The organism is Opitutia bacterium ISCC 52 (genome assembly GCA_014529675.2).
Taxonomy (GTDB): Bacteria; Verrucomicrobiota; Verrucomicrobiia; order Opitutales; family UBA2995; genus UBA2995.
On sequence record CP076040.1, the window covers coordinates 4,513,674 to 4,530,857 of the forward strand.

Genomic DNA, 17,184 nt, shown 5'->3' on the forward strand with positions numbered 1-17,184 from the left:
GAGTTCTTTTTCATGCCCCCTAAACCTAATCACCTTTTCTCATGAATAAATGCCTCTTCGTCTCAAAACTATTTCTGTCAATCGGTCTCCTCGGTGTCACCACGTTGTCGTTTGCCAAAGGACACAAAGTCGTCACCGGCAATGGCCAGCATCGTTTCGAAATCAACACGCACTGGCAGTCTTTTTCTGACGGAAATGAAATGGGCTCTACCCATGGAGGAGTTGCAGTCGACAAAAACGGAAACGTCTATGTCACGACGGACAAGGAGCGAGGCATTGCCGTATTTTCATCCGGAGGCAAATTCCTGAGAAGCCTGGGTGAAGAATACTCCGGTTCCCACTCGTTGGAAATCCACGAGGAATATGGCGTGGAATACCTCTATGCCGCGCACAAGGCGATGGAACGTATCATCAAGCTAGACCTCCAAGGAAAACTGGTGATGGAAATCGGAAGCACGGACAAACAACCCATCCCCGAAACCTTAAAAGGCTTAACGGGAGTGACTGTAGGTCCTGACGGCCGCATTTATGCGGTAGTAGGCTACGGATCCAATCTCATCCACATTTTCAGCCCCAAGGGTAAACTTCTTAAAACCTTTGGCAGCAAAGGCGAAGGCCTTGAAGACACCAAGACCTCCCATGGTGTGACGGTTGATTATCGCTACGAAACGCCACGCCTTTTAGTTGCTGATCGTGAAAACCGTCGCCTCAAACACTACGATCTCGATGGAAATCTCATTGGAATTCACGCTCAGTTCCTGCGCCGTCCATGTTCAATCGACATTTATGGCGATTACGTTGCCGTTGCTGAGCTCCAAGGCCGCGTGACTATTGTAAACAAAGAAGGCGTGCCCGTTGCCTTTTTAGGCGATAATCCCGACGAAGCACAATGGGCGGCATTTAGAACACCGCTACCAGACATTGCAGAAGGTATCTTTACCGCACCACACGGTCTCACCTACGACAAGGACGGCAATCTCTACGTTCAGGACTGGAACCAGACCGGCCGCGTCTCGTTTTTAAAGCGCCTATGAGTCGACTGGCCGCAAGGTCAGCAGCCTGAACTCCAGCGCCTGCTCCCCAGGTATCTCCGGGGCGGTCAGACTGATCACACCGTCGCCCTTCGGCAGGTCAATTTTTCCGATCACAACCGGTTTAAAATCTTTTTCGTAAGACTCTTGGCGAACGACTTTATCTTCAGCGGCCCCGATAATCGGTGGATCCCAGCCTTCGGTGATTTTTGCCTTTAAGACCGAGTCACCCATGCGAAGCTCGATGGTCGATCCCACATCTTTTTCCGGGCAGGTGTAGTAAAGCTCCACTTCGTAGGTGCCAGCCGTCAATACCTCCACATCCCACGTAATCGAGTCTCCTTCATCCGTCCAGTTAAGGAAATAGGAGCTATTCGGATACCGGTTGGAGCGAATAATAGTGCCGTGCTCTATGCCATCACGCGCCGGCAGCTGCGTCATCGGAGCATCCGGATGACAAATCACAAACGGCCGTTCTTCTTCGCCAATTTGCGAAACCACATCGTCCTTCCACTCGGCAGCGGCCTCACGCAGTCGCTTTGTAATATTAGAATACTGCTCTGTTACAGGTGTCCGTTGCTCCGGATCCGCAACGATATCATATAACTCTCCGAGATTATCTAAACGAAATCGTTGGGTGCGCACGGAGATCTTGTCGCGCCAGTGGGTAAAGATCATGCGGTCAGGTGCGGGCGCGTAATCGCCAAGCAAAGCAGAGGAAATGTCCAAGCCGTCCAGCGGCTTAGCCGGTGTATAGTCGATGCCCGCCATGCTGGCGAGAGTGGGCAACAGATCAGTGACAGAGCTGATCGATTTAACCTGCTTACCTGCCTCAATCTTCGCAGGCCATTTAAAGAACAGGGGAGAGCGCACTCCGCCTTCATCCGTGGAACCTTTGCGGCCTTTCATGCCGCCGTTCCAGCGAACGCCATTCGGGCCGTTGTCACAGAAATAAATGAAAATGGTGTTATCAGTCGCATCCAGCTCTTCGAGCTTATCTACCAGACGACCTACATTCCAATCGATATTCTCACACATAGCGAGCGCCGCACGGATGTGCTGAGGATCCTCCTTATTTGGTTCCCGGTTTTTCATCGGGTAATCGTAGCCATCGAACTTCTCCCAGAACTTTTCCGGTACCTGCATCGGTGAATGCGGGGTGTTGTAAGCCAGGTAAGTAAAAAATGGCTTCTCGGCCTTCACCTGCTCCTCCATGTAATCCATGGCGCGGGTCGTCAGGTCATCGATGACGAATCCATCACCACGGACAATCTCCCCGTTGTGCTCCAGTGGAAAATCAAAGTAGTGACCCCAGTGCCCAGAACAAAATCCGTAGAACTCCTCAAATCCGCGACTATTGGGGTGGTAAGGATGCTGCATGCCATTGTGCCATTTTCCGAACATGCCCGTCGCGTAACCACCAGCCTTAAAAACTTCAGCGATTGTCTCTTCATCCAGATCCATCCGTTCCCCACCAGAACTGGTGGAGAAGACACCACTGCGAGGGCTGTAGCGCCCAGTCAAAAACTCCGCTCGGGTTGGCGAACACACCGGACACACATAAAATCGATCAAAGGACGCACCGGCCTCGGAAAGACGGTCAATATTGGGCGTACTGAGGTTGGTATTCCCATGCACACTGAGGTCACCCCAACCTTGGTCGTCGGTCATAATGATGACGATGTTGGGAGGCGAATCGGCAGCAAAAGCGGCAAAAGGAATCAGTGAAAGAAGACTTAGAGTAAGAACTTTTCTGAGCATAGGAATGGAAGGATAGAAAGGAGTGAAAGGGTGGCAAGAGGACATTCGCTCTGTCTCAGTAGGAGGTAGCTTGCTGCCGAATCGAACTTATTTGGTGTCTGAGACCGGCAGCAAGCTACCTCCTGCTATGGGATAAATTGTCAAGGACGAGATGACTGTATTGTTTGTTACATTCAATGGTTTGTGTTTAATGGGTTGGTATTTAATTGTTTGCGTCTTCTCAGCGGTCCTGGTCATGAGTTGATGACCGGTAAAACCTGCTATCCGTGTCCTGTTTAGGGATCACACTATGACTTATACTAGCGTCATCTTTTGCTGAAGAAGTGAAGCTGCCCCATCTACAAAAAGCGTCTCTTGATTGGGACAAGGAGGTTAGCGGGCACACTGCGCAAATAATCTTCTGTTAGTTCTAAAGCTTCACATAGGTGTTCTTAGGATTGGAGGAGTTTCATGCTTAGTCCGATATCCTCGGGTTTTACCCGACCGGTTCTGACTCGCCACCAGTCCACGGCAAACTGCCGGGCGATGGCCACGACGATTTTCTTTTTACTGGACCGGGTCAGTTTGGCGTTAAGTAGTTGCTCTCGCCACTTTTGCACCCCTCGGTAGTCACCGTTCCAACGGATCAGCAGCCAGGTGCATTCGATAAGCATGTGGCGTAGCCGCGGGTTGCCGTGTTTGGTAATGGATCCTTGCATACGTCGGTTGGCACTGGTGCTTTCACTCGGGCACAGTCCCGTGTAGCCACCGACTTGCTTGCGCGTATCAAAGCGTCTCCAGTCGCCCACTTCGCGTTCGGTTTGCTGGAACAGTACCGTTCCCATGCCTTGGGGAAGAGCGGTTGTTTCCATTTCCTGGAGTTGCTGTGCCACCTGCTGGATCTGTTCGTTGATCACCAGGATAATGGCACGTATGGGCTGGAGGAGTTTTACCAGATGAGTGCTCAGAGTGTGTGTTAACCCCTCCCACTTCTTCGGTGCCCACCAGATCCCTTTTAGTGAGACTCCGTAGTAAAGAGCATGGCTGCGTCCACGGTTGGTGTTGCGACTGCGCTCCTTGATCAGGCATTGGCGCTGACGCGTTATACTGCGTAGTTGTTCTTCCTGTTCGCTAGGAACTCTTACCACGCTGAAGCTGCGGTCATTGCCACGCAGATAACCGTCCAGCGCTAAGGCCATCTGAGTGGCATCGCGGCCATCGGTCTTTACTCCTTTGTGGTGTTCATCCCAATTGATCGGGCAGATCACATGATTGATCACTCCGAGCGCTTCGAGTTTGCGGTGCAGCACATAGCCAAACGCTCCAGCTTCGTAGCAACTGTAGAGACTCTGGCAACGTGCTTTCAAAGCTTCTAACCAAATGAGAAACTGATCAGGTTTAAAACTGCGCGAGCGTTCAGGCACAGAACTGTCGATCTTCTGAACGACCACATACTTGTCTTTGTGCACGTCGATACCGAGCTTGATTACTTCGCCAAGGAAGCTAGCGTTATTGTCAGATGATGTGGGAGTTGTTGTTATAGTTTTCATACACTTATCAGGATCGCCAATCAACGGCCCCTGACAACGCTCCCATGTCATCTACAAATAAATCCCTCTTGATAGTCCGTTCATTTACGAATTCACTCATCCCCCTATTACTCTATGAAACTACTAAGCTTCTTCTTTCTATTCATTTCCCTCGGGGCATTCTCATTCGGCCAAAATAAGGATCAACCGAACGTTCTCTTCATTCTCGCCGACGATTTGGGCAAACGAGACCTCAGCGTTGAGGGTAGCACCTTTTACGAGAGTCCCAATATTGATCGCATTGCCAACGAAGGTGTGCGGTTCACCAACGGCTACGCCACCTGCCAAGTGTGCAGCCCGTCACGCGCCAGCATCATGACCGGTAAATACCCGGCACGCATCGACATCACCGAATGGATTGGTGCCGCCATGGGTGAGGAGTGGAAACGGAACACCCCCATGCTCCCAGCCATCTATAACCACAACCTGGACCACAATGACACAACATTGGCAGAGGCATTTAAAGCTGCCGGTTACACCACCTTCTTTGCTGGCAAATGGCACTTAGGCAAAGAGGGATCCCATCCAGATGATCATGGATTCGATATAAATATCGGTGGTCATCATCGGGGCTCACCTCCCGGTGGATTCTTTTCGCCCTACACAAACCCACGCATGGAAAGCGGTCCCGTCGGTGAATATCTGCCCTTTCGATTAGCAGATGAAACCGAACAGTTCATCCGCGAACACAAGGACGAACCCTTTCTGGCCTATCTCTCCTTTTACATGGTGCATGGACCTCTTCAAACCACTAAGGAGCTCTGGGAAAAATATCGTGTGAAAGCCTTAACCCAACCGAAACCTACGGAGCGCTTCCTGATCGATCGCACTTCACCGGTTCGCCAGGTCCAGGATCATCCCATATACGGCGGCATGGTCGAAGCGATGGACTCAGCCGTCGGGCAGGTGCTCGACACACTCGACGAACTGGGATTGGCCGAGAATACGATCGTCGTATTTACCTCCGATAACGGTGGCGTTTCTGCTGGCGACGGAAAGGCAACTTCCAACCTGCCTTATAGAGGCGGCAAGGGCCGCCAGTGGGAAGGTGGCATTCGTGAGCCCTATTTCATCAAGTGGCCCGGAAGCCCGGTCAATGGTTTGACCATCGACACACCGGTTACCGGTACCGACTTTTTCCCTACACTACTGGATTTGGCGGGTATCCCACTCATGCCGGAACAGCACATGGATGGAGTAAGCCTTATGCCGCTTTTAAATGGAGAAGGAATCGAAGAACGTCCATTGTTTTGGCACTACCCCCACTACAGCAATCAGCGAGGAGATCCTTCCACCATCATTCGGGAAGGATTCTGGAAGTTGATTTTCTACCACGAAGATCGCCGCATCGAACTCTACCACCTGGAGAATGATCCAGGTGAACATGTTGATTTGGCAGGCAACTACCCCGACTTGGAAAAAGAACTTCTGGACAAGCTACTCGCCTGGACCGAGGAAGTAGATGCGAAGTTTCCTGCTCCCAATCCCAATTTCAGCAGTCAACTTTTTGAAGCTGAACGGCGACAAACGCGCCTGGTAGACAAACCTACTCTCGAGAAACAACACGCAGAAGTACTCGAACCGGATTGGTCACCTCCAAACGGATGGTGGGAAGAGACAGGCGTTGCCCGGTAATCGCGGCTATGTGATCTCCAAAAGATCTTGAGTAACAACTCCTTTAACTCTGACCCATTCGGCAGCAAGCTACCTCCTACAGAGGGCGAAACGAAACTCAACTGTAGGAGGTAGCTTGCTGCCGATATACGTCCTATCAAAACAACCGGCTTAGATCTTACAACCGCGGCATGGTCAACGCCCCATCGACCATGATCACTTGACCGGTCGAGTAGGGGAAGTCACCTCGTGAAAGAGCGGCTACCGCTTTACCAATGTCTTCCGGGTAACCCCAGCGTTTGGTAACGCAGAGACCATCCTCTATCAACTTGTCGTACTTGTCGGTTACGCCAGCGGTCATGTCGGTTTTGATGACACCCGGGCGAACTTCGTAAACTGGAATGTCATACTCACCCAAGCGAGCGGCAAAACCCTGAGTCATCATACTTAGACCTGCTTTAGCGATGCAGTAATCCAAACGGTTAGTGGAAACCACCGTAGATGAAATCGAGGTGATGTTGACGATGGCACCTTGGAAAGAGTCGTCAGCTTCCTTGGCTTTCACCATGTCGTTGGCTACCGCCTGACTCAGGAAGAAAGGTCCTCGAAGATTCGTTCCCAGAACCAAGTCAAAGTTCTCCTCTTTGGCCTCGAATAAGTCCAGGCGGCCCGGCGAACCAATACCTGCATTGTTAACGAGAAGGTTTACAGATCCTCCCGCCAGCTTGCGTCCCACATCCACGATGTGTGCCCGGCCTTCAGCTGAACCTACATCTCCACGGGCATAGGCAACTTCCACGCCCTTGGCCTTCAAGGCATCCATGGCTTCCGATACACCCTCTTCAGGGCGCATGCCGTTTATGACCACATTCCAACCTTCGTCAGCCAATTTGGACGCTATGCCAAACCCGATTCCTCTTGAACCTCCTGTTACAATCGCAGTTTTCATTTTTTTATGAAATTAAACTAAGTCCTCTACATCCAACCACTTGCGATCTTCCCAGCTCTGTAAACCGAGCTCAGCTAATTGCACACCCTTTGCTCCCTCAAGCAGAGTCCAGCGGAAAGGCTCATCTAGCACAATGTGTCTAAGGTATAGTTCCCACTGCACCTTGAATGCATTGTCGTAGATTTCCTGATCGGGCACCTTGGACCAATCATCATAGAAGTCGATAGGTTGATCGATATCAGGATTCCAAATAGGTTTCGGTGTGTTGCTGTAGTGTTGGATGTAGCAGTCACGCAAGGTAACCAGAGCGGAACCCTTGGTGCCATCCACATGAAGTGTTAGAAGGTCATCCCTGCGCACCCGGGTAACCCAGGAAGAATTAAAGTTAACCATGATCTCACCATCAGGACCATCGATTTCAAACATGGAGTAGGCTGCATCGTCTGCGGTGGCCTTATATCTTTCCCCATACTCATCAACCCGTTCTGGAATGTGGATAGCTCCGCGACTCATGACCGATTTTACAGGACCAAAAAGATTGTCCAAAACGTAACGCCAGTGGCAGAGCATATCGATCATCATACCTCCACCATCTTCCTTCCGGTAATTCCAGGAAGGTCGTTGAGCTGGAATAGTGTCACCTTCGTAAACCCAGTAGCCAAAATCTCCAGTCACGGCAAAGATGCGACCCAAAAAACCATTCTCCACGGCGCGTTGGAATTTAACCAGCCCAGGCAACCAAAGTTTGTCCTGAACGACACCACTCTTCACTCCTTTTTCGACACAGAAGTTGTGAAGCTCAACGGCGGTCTTGGTATCTACCGCGGTTGGTTTTTCACAATACACATGTTTGCCAGCAGTTGCTGCAGCTTTAACCGCATCGGCACGCCGCAAGGTTGTTTGCGCGTCAAAGTAAACCGGGTAAGCCGGATCACTCATCACACTATCCAAGTCTGTAGTCCATTTCTCAATACCGGACAGCTCAGCCAGCTCCTTCAGTTTGATTTCGTTACGACCGACCAAAATAGGGTCAGGCATAATTCTTTCGGTAGGGCTTACTTCAACTCCCCCTTGCTTAATGATTTCACAAATTGAACGTAGCAAGTGTTGATTCTTACCCATGCGTCCTGTGACGCCGTTCATGATAATGCCTACTGTGTGTGTCTTCATAACTTTGATTCCTTTATTAAATGGTTAATGATTTATTCTGAAATTAGAACGGAGTTGAGATGTCGATATTGACAACTGAAAGGGGAGGGCGCGCACTGCTGTGCGTAACCGACACGTGAAGGAGGAACATTCGGCATGTCAGCCCGAGGATGTGTGTGAATACGACTATCCAAGAGACTCAAATGAAATCTATCTTCTTCTATTTTCATCAAAATCCTAAATTCATTCATGCACATCCGGTTATGATTTCAGATATGCTTCTTTGATTAGTTCGAGGTATTGGTCCTGGTCCATGGCCCAGTATTTATTTGAAAATATTTCTACTTCTTCGTATCCGGAAAATCCTGACGCATTGACCCAGGAACGGATCAGAGGAATATCGATGACGCCTTCGCCCATCAAACCGCGGTCATTCAACATATCCTCCGGCTGGTCCTTCCAGTCGCAGATGTGGAAGGCAAAGAGCCGTTCCTTTTCACCGGCAATTCTCGTCTGCTCTTCCAGCTGATCGTCCCACCATACATGAAACACATCGAGCGCGATTCCAAGGAAAGGGTGATCCAGCGCATCGCAGATTTCATTGGATTGAGCCATGGTGTTTACCGCACTACGGCTGTCCGCATACATCGGGTGGAGTGGCTCAATGCCAAGTTTCACACCCGCTGCTTCTGCGTATGGCAATACAGCAGCAATGCCATCGGTGATTTGTTGGCGGGAATCAAACAGCGATTGCCCAGGCGTCGCACCAACCACCAACACGATGAGTGGCGCTCCCAATTCGGCGGCTTCGTCGATGATCTGTTTATTCTCATCTATGGCCTTCTGGCGATCCGAGAGGTCCAGCGCTGGAAAGAATCCACCACGCACATAGGAAACTATATCCAGACCCTCGTCGCGGACCATTTGTCCTGCTGCAGCCAGCCCATCGGCATGTGCCCGAGCTGAATCTAACCAGATGGAGATTCCTTTTACCCCGGCAGCGGAGTACTTCTTAGCCGCAGTTTCCAAGCTCCAAGGCTTGGTCGTGATTGTGTGAACACAAAGATTGTCGAGGCTTACAGACATCCGAAGAAAGTGTAATAGGTTTCGTCGTTGATGATCCGTTGCAGGTAGAGAGCTGCTTCACGAATGTGGTAATCGCCCCATTGGCTGGATTCGTTGCAGGCAACCTTCTGACCTTCCGGCACATTGTCCCACCCGTTTGGCTGGTGATAAATAGAGTGGAGGAGGAGACCTTGGTGGTTTTCATCTTCACTGAGATAAGGGGCCGACAACATTGACTTCATTGAAGTCAGGCCAGCTTGCCAGTAACGTTTTCCGTCTTCGCTCTCGAGACCCAGATAACGACCTAGACGCAACAAACCTTGGGCACCAATGGCAGCAGCTGTGCTATCGATCGGCTCCCAGTCATTGTAGGGGTTGGAGACTTCATTTCTCCAGTCTCCGAGACGGTGCAAGTTAGGTGCTCCGCCATCCCAGTAGGTGATGCCATCGGTAGCCGTGTTATCGATAAACCAATCGCAGGTCGCCTTGGCTCCTTTGAGACAGGTCGCTTTAAAGGCTTCTTTGCCTCCGAAATCGACAAACGCTGCATCGTCGAGTGTATCGATAAACTCCAGCTCTTCTGCAAAGCCCACCATCGCCCAGCTCAATCCACGCGTCCAGGTGGTGAATCCACTGAATCCCTGTTGGGCATTCGGGCAACGGAAACGACCGTCATTGGTATTGAAGACTGCTTCGTGAGCGGTGCGACCCCATTCGTCATAACTGTCACGACCTTCACCATAGAAAACATTATAGTTGGCGGTTGCGGAAATGTGCTGAACCGCACGCTCCAACAAACTGTTGGGAGCATCGTTCTCACCCATGAGGGTATGACCCAAGGCATGAGCGACCATGAGAATCCGACAACTGCGGATCGTATCCACAAATAAACTGTGCGGTCCGTTAAAGGAGTAAATATATCCACCTCCTTCATGGGTAGTAGACCAACGAGCTGCTTGAACAGCACCACTCACTTTCAACGCCAATTCACAAAAATCGATGTCCCCTTTGGTTCCCTCGATCTTACCCTCACGGATCAGGCGTAACCAGTTGCCGTAGCAGCTCAGATTGTTGAAGCCATGATCATGCACCCCGACGTGACTCACGTGACTGGCCATACGACCAACGGTGTGCTTTTTGCCAATCTCTAGAAACGACTCATCTCCGGTCGCATCGTATTGGAGGAAAGATGATCCATAGACAAATCCCTCCGTCCATTCGGTCCAACCCATCGCGGTATATTTTCCATCGCGGGTAAAAACAGGGGCGCCGGAATCGAAGTCATAGTTGTCTTCGATAGACTTAATCTTCTGACCAGATAGATCCCAGAACCGCGACAAGTCTGAGCTGAGATCAGCGGGTGAAAGGGTAGTATTGATTTTCATGTTACAATAATTCGGTGAATTTTAAATGTTGAAGCGCCCGAGACTCTAACTTGGTTATTCGTGAAGCTCAGAAGTGATGAGTAGCAAGGCGAAGACTGAAATCGAGAGGGAGCGCACGTCTGGGCGTGACTGATAGATTTCCAAGGATTCAACATAGCTAATCGCGCTTGTGAGCGAGAAGATTGAACGAAACTCGAACACCAAAAAAGTTTCCCAACTTCTTGGAGCTTCATCGTACTTATCTGTATAAAATCCATTTCGTTCAATCTGGCGAATGATCAAGTTCAGAAGCGTTTGTCTTTCAGTATGTGAACAATCATGATCTGGCTATCGGCCAGTGCCTCATAGGCGTGTTCCTGAATGGCATCAAATTGAATGGATTCCCCGGAATTGAGCACATGCGCTTCCTGAGGAAGCGTGAGACGAATGGATCCCTTGAGCACCCAGCAAATTTCGTGGTCGTCGTGGTGCACTTCCGGCTTGGAGATCTTGGCACCTTCTTTGGCACTGGCGACTATACACTTCGCTTTGCCGTACTGGATGGATTGAAATTCAAATCCTTCGGATTCGTAAGACTGGGCCTGTTTCTTGTTAGAGATAGGCGCCTCGGCCAGGGTCAAAATATCGGTCGCACGCATCCCAAACACACGGCCAATCTTATAAAGCGTGCTCACCTCAGCCTGAGTCTGATTGCGCTCTAGCTTGGAGATCACTCCCAAGGAGACACCGCTCTTCTCGGACAAGTCATTCAATGTCATACCCGAGCGCTTCCGGATCTCCCGGAGAACACTGAAATCAAACATGGGCATGCTTAAAACGTCCGAACTCATGGAACTGAGCAAAAGGACAATATTTTCTTTTGCAACTAAAAAAAGCTTTATTTTTATTATAAAAGAAAATATTTCCCGAGAGCCACTTTAAGGGAAAATGGGTTCTATCCGGCGCAGCTACAGGGATACAGACCATGAAACATTAGACTGCAATAAGGGTACATACGAGGCCAACTTGACAGCCATTTTGGGCGATATAGACGTCAATAAGGCAACAAGATACCTCACGAAACATCAGGTTAGTATGAGACAGAATGGGCAATCAGGTACCCGAAAAATTGACTTTTCGGAAGCGATGTGACCAGAAATAATAACATCACTCGCAAAGGCCGCTCGCCGCTATTCGCTCAAAACCCGTTATGAAATGTACAATGAATAAAACCAGATACAATTTGAAAGAAGTCTTTGTCTTCGGCTTGGCGGTTATCTTCACCGGATTAATTCCCAAAGCCAGTGAAGGGCAACATTCGCTGAGCATCTCGCACGACCAACTGGCAGACCAGATGAAGGGCGGGCTGGTCGGACAACTATTCGGCAACCTCAATGGGCTCGTGCATGAGATGACCTACATTGATGAGCCAGGTTCAGTTGAAACTTATACTCCGGATCTGTCAAATGGGGCATGGACCAACGACGATACCGACATCGAATGGATTTACGTTTACGCCATGCAGGAATCTGACCGCCTGTTCCTGAGCCCCGAACATATCATGAAGCTCTGGAAAGAGCATATCGTAGACCGCTCATTCTTTGCGACCGGCTATTCCAAGCGGCTCATGGAGATCGGAATCAAGCCGCCGCTTTCAGGAAATCGGGTACTGAATCCCTTTGCCGACTTTAACATCGCAGGTCATTTTCTGTCAGAGAGTTTTGGAATGATCGCTCCCGGGCTTCCCGAAACCGCAGGCCGTATCGGATTACATTATACAACCGTGTGTATTGATGGTGAACCTGCTCAAATGACCCAATTCTTTACTGCCATTTACGCCCTGGCGTTTTTTGAAACGAACCTCGATCGTTTGTTAGATGCGGGACTCGCATCGATCGACCCGAGCTCAAGCTTTTATGAGGTGATTCAGACTACAAGGCAGATGGTGGCAGAAAACCCGACCGATTGGCGGCGGATGCGTCGCCTCCTGAAGGAACGCTACTCTAAACACAATGGGGAACTTCGCGATAGAAATGGCTACGAGCTAAACGGAGCCGCTACTGTGGCCGCCCTGCTCTACGGGAAAGGGGACTTCGCCGAATCCCTACGCTTGTCGTTCAATTTCGGGTGGGATGCCGACAACTCAGCCGCATCCGTCGGGACGATCCTGGGAACTATCAAAGGCTATCAGTGGATGGAAGATCAAGGTTGGAAGGTAAAGGACATCTACTACAACATGACCCGACTCAATATGCCCCTGAACGAGACCCTTTCTAGCTTTGCCGATCGCCTGACACATCTCGCGGTGAAAACACTGGTAGAGGAAGGCAAGGCCGTTGTGCAAAGCGGTCCCGAAGGTACTAGCTACACCTTTAAGCAACAGTCACCGGTAAACATACTTCCCGTATACCCGATGGATCACCAACGGGATTGGATGCGGATACCGTTGGATTTTGAAATAGACCGACTCTTGACGAGTCCCGGCAGCAAGGAAGATAAAGCCCGTGCAGTCTATTTTGCCTTGGCCGCAGGGACTGCCAAGGAGTTCCGGGAAAAGTATCCGGATGCCTGGAAGCAGGCGGTGCAAGATTTCCAACAGTTTCCTCGCTTGGGCTCTATTCTACTTGCGGCCGAAGGTCGTGGCATTGCCGCCGCTACCACGCTGCGAAAAAGTGCAAACGAGATGGGCATCGAGTTTGTGGCATTACCCCGTTTACAAGGGCCTCAAAGTTGGCGGCCACAATAAGCGGCCACACTTTACCCGACATCAAAAAAACTCCACTATAACAGTGACGAAACCTTTCATAAAATACTTTGCGGCCGGTTCCATGGCACTACTCGGAACATCCATTTTCTGCCCGCAAATCGTGGTCGCTGAAGTAGACGCCCGGCCCAACATCCTTTTCATTATTTCAGACGATATCTCTTGGGCTCATGCAAGCGCCTATGGGGATAAGGTTGTCAAAACACCCGCGTTTGATCAGGTTGCCGAAGAGGGTGTGCTTTTTACAAATGCCTTCTGCTCAGTTCCGTCCTGCAGCCCTTCGCGTGCCTCGATCCTTACTGGCCAGGACTTCTGGCGACTGGGGGAAGCGGCCAATCTGCGGGGTACGCTCCACAAGGATAGGTTCAAGGTGTATCCGTTCATCCTGGAAGAGGTAGGGTACCAGGTAGGCAGTCACTCCAAAGTGTGGTCTCCGGGGAGCATAAGAGCGGGCGGCTGGTCACACAATCCGGCCGGACCGGCGGCGGACCATTTCCAGAATTTTCTCAAATCGTTGCCGGAGGATAAACCGTTTTGTTTCTGGCAGGGTTCGCGTGATGCTCATCGACCCTTTGCAGCGGGATCAGGTAGCCAATCGGGCATGAAGGCGGAGGACGTGGAAGTCCCTCCTTTTTTCCCGGATATACCGATAGTCCGGGAGGATATTCTGGATTATTATTTCGAAGTGCAACGCTTCGACCGATTGGTCGAGACCCACCTAAGACTGCTTGAGGAAACTGGCCGGGCTGAGAATACGATCGTCGTGGTGACCAGTGACAACGGACTGCCGTTTCCGCGTGGAAAGGCTGATATCTATGACTACGGCACGCGAATGCCGCTTGCGATCAGCTGGCCAAAAGGCGTGCCTGGAGGCCGAGTGGTTCATGACTTTGCGAACCTCATTGATCTGGCGCCCACCTTTCTTGAGGCCGCGGGCCTGAAGCCCCCTCCTGACATGACAGGCAAGAGCCTCCTCCCTTTGCTGACGTCGGGCAAACACGGCTGGGTTGATCCCGAGCGCGATGCCACCTACTACGGCCGCGAGGCGCATTCTGTCCATGCCCGTATCAGTGACAACAGGCGGACCTATCCTTCCCGGGCGATTCGGACCAAAGACTTTCTATACATTCGCAACTTCGCTCCGGATCGATGGCCGGTGGGAAGGCAATTCAAAGATGTCGATCCGAGCCCGACAAGAACCTACATGCTCGAGCACAGAGCCGAGATGCCACAACTTTACGATCTCGCATTTGGCAAACGGCCTGGCGAGGAACTCTATGATCTCATGAAGGACCCGGCCCAAATAGTGAACGTCGCTGGCCAGGCTGAATACAGGAATCACCAGCAAGCATTGTCCGCCCGATTGGAGCGGTATTTAAAGCGAACGAACGATCCACGGATAGAAAGCGACGGTGATGTTTTTGATCACTATCCCATCTGGCGCGCCATTCCAAATTCTGATCCCCGATCCTACGAGCGCTTAGACCGGGGGCCGGGTGGCGGCTGAAGGGGAGTTGGAAGGGGCCATTCAATGATGGACACATCCGCTTCATCCTCACTCGAAACCGAGTCTAGTTCCTGTGGCTCGGTCATGGTAGGGCTTTGAATAAGTGCCTTTGATTAACTCCTGGATTACAACTCTTCCACCCAGATGTTGCGGAACTGGATTCGGTTGCTGTGATCCTGAAGCATGATCGGCCCTGGCTCTTGGGGAGGCAGATTGGATCGGTTGGCTTCGTAGTGCTGCGTGGCATGGAAGAGTTCCTGGTCGTTGTGAATTAGGACACCGTTGTGGCGTACCGTGATGCGCGGGCGTTTGACCAATTTTCCATCTTTAAAGCGGGCAGCTTTGTATTCCACATCGTAAGTTTGCCACTGCAAGGGTGGGCGAGCGGCATTCACTTTGGGGGCCACCAGGCGATAGAGACCACCACACTCATTCCAGTATCCGCCGAGTCCATAGCTGTTCAGGATCTGAACTTCGAAGGCGATCGCGACATCACTACCCTGGAAAAAGAGCCCGCTGTTACCACGGCCCTGGCCTGTAAGCCCTGGTTCCACAGGATAACGAAACTCCATGTGGTAGCGTACGTCCTTAAAGGTATCTTTGGTGATAATGGGACCACCGACTGGGGGCATGGCACCCCTGTGGTATTTGCTTGGGTTTATTTCCATGTAGCCCTCTTCCGTGAGCGTCCAGGTAAGTGGGCGGCCATCGGTGTGGACCCAGGCGTCGAAGTTGGAACCATCAAAGAGAACCTTGGCTCCCTGGGGCGCTTTCTTGCCCAGGGTAGGGGACTTGAGCTCAACCCGTTTCAGTTTAAATTTAGCAACTTTGCCATAAACGTCGCCATAGCCAGTGAGTCCATTTTCATCTACTTTGAGGGACCAGCCATTCTGACCGTAATTAATGGATCCTTCGTAAAGAGAGGCACCTTTAGCCAGATGATAAGGATCTGCACGGCGATCGAGGTTCTGCACGAACTTCACATCGTAAACACCTACATCCACATTGATGACCTGAGCGGAGAGGGTGGGATTGATGTCCTGGTAGGACTTTTCGGGAGCGTCGTACCATTCACCGACATAATTGCCCATAAGCTTGAGATCGGCTTCGGCGATGTCGGTCCAATCAGGATTGGCGGTGATAGTATTTAACGAGGCCAGCAAGAGCCATAGTCCAATTAGAGAAGGAATCGATTTTCTGATCATAACATGGATATTTTCGAATAGAAGCGAAGCTAGCGCTGAGCTCCATCAAAACCAAGCCCTTTTGAGAGGTTTTTAAAAAGGATCAGGGCCTAGCGCTTTCCTAACCCGACAATTTGTGTGCCTCCCATGCAAGCATCACTTTCTTCCGAGGTAGCCCCCATCGATACCCTCCGAGATTTCCACCTTTGCGAATCACCCGATGACAGGGTATCAACCAGGAGATCGGATTGTCTCCCACCGCACTCGCAACTGCCCGGGTAGCTGAAGGTCGTCCAATTGATGCGGCCAAATCCGAGTAAGTGCACAACGCACCGGGAGGGACCTGCAGCAAGGCTCGCCACACTTGGACCTGAAAGGGCGTCCCCCTAACAAACAATGATAACAGTTTTTCTTTAATGCCACTTGAATGGAAAAGCTGGTCAGCAACACCTGATGTTTTGGATTCACTACGTTCGACGATTGCATGTGGCCAATATTCTACCACCGCTTCTTTTGCTAGTTCGTCATCAGCGTTCGGCAAAAAGAAGCATCCACACAAACCCCGCTCGCTCATAGCAAGTACGGCATACCCAAAAGGTGAAGGATGAATTCCGTAATGGATCTGTATACCCGCACCTCCTGCTTTATACTCACCGGAGGTTATCGACTCCATTGATACAAACAAGTCATGCAACCGCCCCGGTCCAGACAAACCACTGTCCAGGGCCGCATCCAATACCGACTGGTTTTTCCCCAAGCAGGATTTCGCGTATTCAAAAGTCAGGTACCCACGAAACTGCTTGGGCGAAATTCCAACCCACCGTTTGAACACCCGTTGAAAATGATCAGGGCTGAGGCCTACCTCCCCAGCCAACTCATCAAGCGACGGCTGGTCCTGAAAACTCTCTCCCAGGCGCTGAATTATCCTTTCTATTTGGTCATTACGATTCACAATCCACAGAATAACAGAGGCTAATCCAATGATTCCACCCGATTCTTGCGATTCTCACTACTGAAACCTCAGTAAGCGGACCATGTAACGGCTCGTGATACGTTCTCGTAACTCGTTTGCAACCAACCTCGGGTATTTCCACTTAGCGTATTCTGCGAATTTTTAGATTCACAGGATTTGTAACACCTTTGTCACTAGTTTGCCGTCAAGCTGAGGTCTGCTTCTGTTAAATTATCCTCCGCTTGGACTTGGAAATTCAGCCTTATCGCCGAAATT

General features: G+C 50.8%; 13 protein-coding genes. 4 read left to right on the forward strand and 9 right to left on the reverse strand.

Annotated features, from left to right (window positions below):
- Positions 1–41: 41 nt before the first annotated feature.
- Positions 42–1,034: a 6-bladed beta-propeller gene (locus tag GA003_19505; GenBank protein ID QXD28158.1), complete on the forward strand. Its 993-nt coding sequence runs from the start codon at positions 42–44 to the stop codon at positions 1,032–1,034.
- Here the strand turns inward: GA003_19505 and GA003_19510 are convergent.
- On the reverse strand, positions 1,029–2,792 hold the full coding sequence (locus tag GA003_19510) for a sulfatase-like hydrolase/transferase (protein ID QXD28159.1): 1,764 nt from the start codon (positions 2,790–2,792) through the stop codon (positions 1,029–1,031). The genes GA003_19505 and GA003_19510 overlap by 6 nt on opposite strands.
- 431 nt (positions 2,793–3,223) lie before the next feature.
- Entirely contained in the window at positions 3,224–4,321 is a 1,098-nt protein-coding gene (locus GA003_19515) for an IS110 family transposase (protein QXD28160.1), read from the reverse strand.
- Between the two features lie 114 nt (positions 4,322–4,435).
- On the opposite strand from GA003_19515, the gene GA003_19520 reads away from it, so the two are divergent.
- Positions 4,436–5,995, forward strand: a complete 1,560-nt coding sequence (locus GA003_19520) for a sulfatase (protein ID QXD28161.1) — start codon at positions 4,436–4,438, stop codon at positions 5,993–5,995.
- A gap of 157 nt (positions 5,996–6,152) precedes the next feature.
- On the opposite strand, the gene GA003_19525 is transcribed toward GA003_19520, so the two are convergent.
- The 5 genes from GA003_19525 to GA003_19545 form a co-directional block, all read right to left on the reverse strand.
- Positions 6,153–6,923: a 3-ketoacyl-ACP reductase gene (locus GA003_19525; GenBank protein QXD28162.1), complete on the reverse strand. Its 771-nt coding sequence runs from the start codon at positions 6,921–6,923 to the stop codon at positions 6,153–6,155.
- A gap of 12 nt (positions 6,924–6,935) precedes the next feature.
- Positions 6,936–8,093 carry a Gfo/Idh/MocA family oxidoreductase gene (locus GA003_19530; protein ID QXD28163.1) on the reverse strand — a complete coding sequence of 386 codons (1,158 nt, stop codon included), beginning with the start codon at positions 8,091–8,093 and terminating at the stop codon, positions 6,936–6,938.
- A 240-nt stretch (positions 8,094–8,333) separates the two neighbouring features.
- Complete coding sequence (locus GA003_19535) at positions 8,334–9,158, reverse strand: sugar phosphate isomerase/epimerase (protein QXD28164.1); 825 nt, start codon at positions 9,156–9,158, stop codon at positions 8,334–8,336.
- Positions 9,149–10,522 (reverse strand): glycoside hydrolase family 88 protein, encoded by a 1,374-nt coding sequence (locus GA003_19540; protein QXD28165.1) that lies wholly within the window; start codon positions 10,520–10,522, stop codon positions 9,149–9,151. The genes GA003_19535 and GA003_19540 overlap by 10 nt, the downstream gene beginning before the upstream one ends.
- A gap of 284 nt (positions 10,523–10,806) precedes the next feature.
- The gene (locus GA003_19545) at positions 10,807–11,352 is read right to left on the reverse strand and encodes an XRE family transcriptional regulator (protein ID QXD28166.1); all 546 of its coding nucleotides are present in this window, start codon (positions 11,350–11,352) and stop codon (positions 10,807–10,809) included.
- 371 nt (positions 11,353–11,723) lie between these two features.
- Between GA003_19545 and GA003_19550 the strand changes: the two genes are divergently transcribed.
- Together GA003_19550 and GA003_19555 are read left to right on the forward strand one after the other, a co-directional pair.
- Positions 11,724–13,247: an ADP-ribosylglycohydrolase family protein gene (locus GA003_19550; GenBank protein QXD28167.1), complete on the forward strand. Its 1,524-nt coding sequence runs from the start codon at positions 11,724–11,726 to the stop codon at positions 13,245–13,247.
- An 82-nt stretch (positions 13,248–13,329) separates the two neighbouring features.
- Complete coding sequence (locus GA003_19555) at positions 13,330–14,772, forward strand: sulfatase (protein ID QXD28168.1); 1,443 nt, start codon at positions 13,330–13,332, stop codon at positions 14,770–14,772.
- Between the two features lie 125 nt (positions 14,773–14,897).
- Here GA003_19555 and GA003_19560 read toward each other — a convergent pair whose 3' ends face one another.
- The gene (locus tag GA003_19560; protein ID QXD28169.1) at positions 14,898–15,977 is read right to left on the reverse strand and encodes a DUF1080 domain-containing protein; all 1,080 of its coding nucleotides are present in this window, start codon (positions 15,975–15,977) and stop codon (positions 14,898–14,900) included.
- A 100-nt stretch (positions 15,978–16,077) separates the two neighbouring features.
- The gene (locus GA003_19565; protein QXD30484.1) at positions 16,078–16,920 is read right to left on the reverse strand and encodes a methylated-DNA--[protein]-cysteine S-methyltransferase; all 843 of its coding nucleotides are present in this window, start codon (positions 16,918–16,920) and stop codon (positions 16,078–16,080) included.
- Between the last annotated feature and the right edge of the window lie 264 nt (positions 16,921–17,184).